Source organism: bacterium, assembly GCA_030654305.1.
GTDB lineage: Bacteria > Krumholzibacteriota > Krumholzibacteriia > LZORAL124-64-63 > LZORAL124-64-63 > PNOJ01.
This window is the reverse complement of sequence record JAURXS010000223.1, coordinates 1-5878: the sequence shown is the minus strand read 5'-3', so window position 1 is coordinate 5878 and position 5878 is coordinate 1. Positions and strand designations below refer to the sequence as shown.

4 protein-coding genes are annotated in these 5878 nt (G+C 74.5%); all 4 read right to left on the bottom strand.

All coding sequences use genetic code 11. From position 1 onward, the window contains the following. Positions 1 to 685 (bottom strand): riboflavin kinase (locus Q7W29_06170; protein ID MDO9171400.1); only part of this gene is annotated, 685 nt, incomplete at its 3' end. A 9-nt stretch (positions 686 to 694) separates the two neighbouring features. Beyond that, the gene (gene truB / locus Q7W29_06165; protein ID MDO9171399.1) at positions 695 to 1681 is read right to left on the bottom strand and encodes a tRNA pseudouridine(55) synthase TruB; all 987 of its coding nucleotides are present in this window, start codon (positions 1679 to 1681) and stop codon (positions 695 to 697) included. A gap of 8 nt (positions 1682 to 1689) precedes the next feature. Continuing rightward, on the bottom strand, positions 1690 to 3093 hold the full coding sequence (rbfA, locus tag Q7W29_06160) for a 30S ribosome-binding factor RbfA (GenBank protein ID MDO9171398.1): 1404 nt from the start codon (positions 3091 to 3093) through the stop codon (positions 1690 to 1692). 82 nt (positions 3094 to 3175) lie between these two features. Continuing rightward, on the bottom strand, positions 3176 to 5878 hold a 2703-nt coding region (gene infB, locus Q7W29_06155), incomplete at its 5' end, for a translation initiation factor IF-2 (GenBank protein MDO9171397.1).

Sequence of the window (5878 nt, the reverse complement as noted above, 5' to 3'; positions counted from 1 at the left end):
CGGGATCCAGGGGTTCGACGTTGGCGGTCGGGTAACCCAGCGTCGCGCCGCGGCCGGCGCCGTACCCCACTTCGCCCCACAAGCTGTACGGCCGCCCCAGCATGGCGGCGGCCCGCGCCACTTCGCCCTCGCGCAGCAGGCGGCGGATCGCGGAACTGCTGACAACCTCGCCGCCGAGCGTCAGCGGCGGCACGACTTCGAAGCCGAAGCCGTCACGGCGGGCCAGGTCGGCCAGGGAAGCGGCGCTCCCGCCGCGGCCGGCGCCCAGGTGCACGTCGTGGCCGCCCGCGAGGTGGCGCATGCCGAGCAGGCCGCGCAGGAAGCGGCGGACGAACTCGTCGTAGGGCAGCGCCGCGAGCGCCGGGCAGAAGTCGGCGGCCACCACCGCGTCGACGCCGGTCTCCTGCAGCAGCGCCAGCTTCTCGCTCCAGCTGGTCAGCAGGCGCGGGCGGTCGGCGTCCAGGACACTGCGCGGGTGGTGGCGGAAGGTGAACAGGCAGCTCAGGGCCAGGCCGCGCTCGTCGCGGGCCCGGCGGACGGCGTCGATCAGCGCGCGGTGGCCGAGGTGCACGCCGTCGAAGGCGCCCAGCGCGACGGCCGTGTCGGCCAGGGCGTCGCCGGGCAGGCTCTCGCGGCCGTCCAGGATCCGCGTGATCAGTTCGCTGCCGAGCCGGATCAGGCGCACGGTCTCCCCCTAGCCCGACGTGGTCGTCGCCGGGAACACGGCCGGCGTGCGCAGCCCCGGCGCGCCGTCGACATCCTCGCCCAGGCGGGCGACCGCGACCAGGTCGCCGTCCGGGGCCAGCAGCCGCAGCAGAACGCCCGGACCCGCCGCGGCGGCCGCGCGGGCCGCCAGCGCGGCGCTCGGCGGCAGTCCCCGGCGCAGGTCCGCCGCCTCCCCCGCCGTCATCCCGACCGCCGGCGACTCCGGCAGGGCCAGGGCGGAGGGGATCATCGCGGCGGCGACGGCCCGCGCGTCCCGCATCATATCCGCCGGCAGGGCCCGCGCAACCTGAAAGGGACCGACCCGCTCGCGCCGCAGCGCCGACAGGTGGCCGACGGTGCCCAGGGCGAGCGCCAGGTCGCGGGCCAGCGAGCGGACGTACGTGCCGGCCGAGCAGTCCAGCACCAGGTCGGCCTCGTGGACCGTGGCGCCGCCGGGCCCGGGGACGCCCCACCGCGCGGCGGCCAGTTCGAGGGAGGCGATCCGCACCGCGCGCGCCGCCGCCGCCGGGGGCGCCTCGCCGCGGCGGGCCCGCTTGTAGAGCGGCACGCCGTCGCGCTTCAGGGCGGAGATCACGGGGGGGACCTGCATAAGGTCGCCGCGGAAGCCGGCGAGGGCCGCGGCGAGGTCGGCCGCCGAGGCCGCGACCGGCGCCGTGGCGTCCGTCGCGCCGTCGGCGTCGAGGGTGTCGGTGGACGTGCCGAAGCTGACGGTGGCCCGGTAGGTCTTGTCGTGCCCGAGCAGGAAGGTCGACAGGCGGGTGGCCGCGCCGCAGAGCACCAGCAGCAGCCCGGTCGCCAGGGGGTCCAGCGTGCCGGCGTGCCCGCAGCGGTAGCGCGGGGCGCCGCGCGGCTGGCGGCCGGGGCACAGGGTGCGCAGCGCGGTCGCCACCACGGCGTGGGAGGACACGCCCCGGGGCTTGTCCACCAGCAGCAGCCCGTGCGGCCTGGCCTCCACGCGGCGCGTCAGCCGAGCTGGGGGGCGAGTTCGGCCACGAGTTCCGCGGTCAGCGTCGCGGGATCGCCGGTCACGGTGCAACCGGCCGCCTGGTGGTGGCCGCCGCCGCCGCGGCGCGCGGCGGCCCCGTGCACGTCGCCGGCGGCGTCGGTGCGCAGGGACACGCGCCAGACGCCGTCCTCGCGCTCCTTCAGGAACACCACGAAGCGCACGCCGCTCACCGCCGAGGCCAGGCCCGTGAACTGCTCGGTGTCGGCCATGGTGGTGCCCGTCGCGGCGAGCATCGCGCGCGTGACGTGCAGCGACAGGATGCGGCCCTCGTGGTGGTAGGCGAAGGTGTCGAGCACCCTGGCCAGCAGCGCCAGCGAGGCCGGCGTGCGCCGGTGCAGGGTCCGCTCCGCCACGTCCGCGGCGTCGGCGCCGCCGGCCACCAGGCGCCCGGCGGCCTCGAAGCTCAGCGGCAGGGTGTTCGGGAAGCGGAAGCCGCCGGTGTCGGTGTAGAGGCCGGCGTAGAGGTTGGTCGCCATCGTGGCGCTGACGGCGAAGGCGGGCGCGCCGCCCTCCTCCCCCGCGGCGAGCGTCTCGATCACGCGCAGCACCAGCAGCGAGGCCGAGCTGGCCAGCGGCTCGAGCCAGCCGGGCAGCGGCGCCGGGCCGTTGCCGTCGAGGTGGTGGTCGATGGACCAGGCGGCCCCGACGCGCGCGAGCAGCGGCTCCAGATCGCCGGCCCGCTCCAGGTGGTGGCAGTCCACCGTGACGACCAGGTCGGGTCCCTCGCCGTCGGCGATCGCCGCGGCGACGGCGTCCGGAGGCAACGCCTCCTCATAGCCGGGCAGGGCCTCGCTGCCGGCCGGCGCCTCGGCGTAGCGCAGTGCCTCGGCGTCCTTGCCGGCGGCGCGCAGGGCCTCGGCCAGCGCCAGCGCGGAGCCCATCGCGTCGGGATCGGGGTTGACGTGGGGCACCACCCAGACGCGCGTCGCAGCCGCGAGGGCCGCGAGCAGGTCGCGCGGCGGCTCGAGCGAGTCCAGGGTCCGCCGGCGCCGCCGCTCGGCCTCGTCCACGAACTCGCCGCGGGCGCTCAACTCGTCCAGGATGGTCTCGACGCCCATCCCCTGGTCCAGCGATTCGTCGTAGATGAAGCGCAGGTCGGGCGTGGCGCGCAGGCGCAGCAGGTCGCTGACGCGTCCCTGCAGGAAGCCGCGGGCCTTCTTGAGGCCGGCCAGGCTGTCCGCCCGCTCCCGCTCGCCGCCGAGGACCGACACGTACACCAGCGCGACGGTCTGGTCGCGGTTGAGTTCCACGCCGTTGATCGTGACGAAGCCGACGCGGGGGTCCTTGACCTCGACGGCGAGCAGCTCGCCGAGGACCTTGCGGATCGCCGTGCTCTGGCGCTGCAGCTTGTACGGATCCATGCCCACCATCCTGGAAACGCGGCAGGACGGCTGCGCGCCGTCCTGCCCGCCGGTCCGCCGGCGCCGGCCGCGCGCGTCCGCGCTACAGCTCGGTCCGGGTCTCCTCCTCGATGCGGTACGTCTCGACCACGTCGCCCTCGACCAGGTCGTGGAAGTTCTCGAGACCGATGCCGCACTCGTAGCCCGCCTGCACCTCGCGGACGTCGTCCTTGAAGCGCTTCAGCGAGCTGATCTTGCCTTCGAAGATCATCATCTCGTGGCGCACCAGCCGCAGCAGGGAGTTGCGGATGATGGTGCCCTTGGTGACGTAGGCGCCGGCCACGGTCCCCACCTTCGGGATGCGGTAGACCACGCGGATCTCGGCCGAGCCGGTCGAGACCTCGCGGCGGATCTTGCCGAGCAGGCCGGCCATCGCCTTGCGCATCGTGTCGACGACCTCGTAGATGATGTCGAAGACCTCGATGGTGACGCCCTGCTCCTTGGCCCGCTCCTGGATGGCGTTGCCCGGGCGCATGTGGAAGCCGATGATCATCGCGCCGGTGTTGGAGGCCAGCAGCACGTCCGATTCGTTGATGGCGCCGACGCCCTTGTGCACGATGCGGACGTGGACCTCGTCGGTGTTCAGGTCGAGCAGGGCGTCGCAGATCGCCTCCACCGAGCCCGACACGTCGCCCTTGACGATGATCGGCAGTTCCTTGGTGTCGCCCTGGGCCACCATCTCCGCCAGGTTGTCCAGCGAGATGGAGCGCTTGGGCGCCGAGAACTGCTGCACGCGCTGCAGCTGCCGGCGCTTGCCGGCGATGTCGCGGGACTCGCGCTCGGTGTCCGTGACGTGGAGGCGGTCGCCCGCCAGGGGCACGTCGCCGGCGCCGAGCACCACGGCCGGTTCGCCGGGCAGGACCTGGGTCAGGACCTCGCCGCGCTCGTCGAGCAGCGCGCGCACCTTGCCGTCCTGCATGCCGCAGACGAAGTGGTCGCCCACGCGCAGGGTCCCCTGCTCCACCAGGACCGTGAAGAGGACGCCGCGACCCGGCTCCTTCGAGGCCTCGACGACCACGCCGCGCGCGTTGCCCTTGGACGAAGCCGAGAGCTCCAGCACCTCGGACTGCAGGTGCACCAGCTCGAGCAGGCGCTCGACGTTGATCCCCTTCTTGGCGGAGATCTCCGCGCTGAGCACGTCGCCGCCGAACTCCTCGACCACGATGCCCTGGCCCAGCAGGTCCTGCTTGACCAGGTCGGGGCGCGCCCCGGGCAGGTCGATCTTGTTGATGGCCACGATCAGCGGCACGCCCGCCGCCTTGGCGTGGTTGATGGCCTCGATGGTCTGCGGCATGATGCGGTCGTCGGCCGCGACCACCAGGATCACGATGTCGGTGACCTGGGCGCCGCGCGCGCGCATGGCGCCGAAGGCCTCGTGGCCGGGGGTGTCCAGGAAGGTGATCGGACCGCCGGGCGTCTGCACGCGGTAGGCGCCGATGTGCTGGGTGATGCCGCCGGCCTCGCCGGCGATGACGTTGGTCTTGCGGATGTGGTCCAGCAGCGACGTCTTGCCGTGGTCCACGTGCCCCATCACCGTGACCACCGGCGCGCGGTGCTCGAGGTCCTCCTCGCGGACCTCGGGCTCGGCGTCGGCCAGTTCCTCGTCGCCGTACTCGCCGAGGAACTCGACGTCCTTCTCGAACTCGTCAGCCAGCAGCTCGATCTGGTCGCGCTCCAGGCGCTGGTTCATCGTCGCCATCAAGCCGAGGGAGAACAGCTTGGCGATGGCCTCGCGCGGCTGGATCTCGAACTTCTCGGCCAGCTCCTGCACCGTGATGAACTCGGTCACGCGCAGCATCGGCCCGGCGTCCGTCTCGGCCTCCGCGCCGCCGCCGCGGCGGTGCCGCCGGCGGCCGCCCTTGGCGCCGTCGAGCTGGGCCAGGGTCTGCTTCACGCTCTGGGCAACGGCCACCTCGTCCACCTTCTTCTTCTTGCGGCGCTTGCGCCGGTCGCTGTCCGGCGTGCCTTCGCGGACCTCCTGGCGGCGCTGCATCGCGGCCTGGACGGAATCCCGCACCGAGCTGTTGGCGTCGCCGCGGCCGCGGTGACCCGCGATGTCGCGCCGCACCTCGCCCCAGTTCCAGTTCTCGGCCGGCTGGCCGTCGGCGCCGAGGGCCGGCGCGCCGCCGGGGCCGCCGGACGGTCCCCGCGGCTCGGGCACCGCCAGCCCCGTCTTGGTCTGGACCACTCCGGAACCCATGCGGATGACCTTGGCCGTGCGGCGGGGGCGTCGCGAGGCCGGCGACGACTTGTCGTCGCGCGCGCCCGGTTTTCCGGCGCCGTCCTGTTCCTCGACGGGGGGCTCGGCGGCGGTCTCGGGGGCCGTCGTCTCGACGGCGTCGGCCGGGACCTCGACGTCGGGCGCGGCGGCTTCGTCGGGCGCCGCCGCCGGCGCCTCGGCCGGCGCCTCCTCGACGACCGCCTCGGCCTTGACCGGCACGTCGGCCCGCTTGATGATCCTGGCGCGGCGCAACGGCGGCTTCGCGGCGGCCTCGGGCTCGGCGGGCGCCTCCACCGGCGGCGGGGCGGGCTTCTTCGGCGTCTTCGCGACCGCGGGCTTGCCGGCGGCTTCGGCGTCCTTCGTCGGCGCGGCGGCCGGCGCCGCGGCGGTCACGCCGTCGTCGACGGACTCGCCGTCCGCCTTCGCCGTCGCCGTCTTCCCGGCCGCGGGCTCCTTGGCGGCTGTCTCCTTGGCGGCCGGTTCCGTCTTCGCGGCGACCTTCTTCTTGACGGTCTTCTTCGCGGG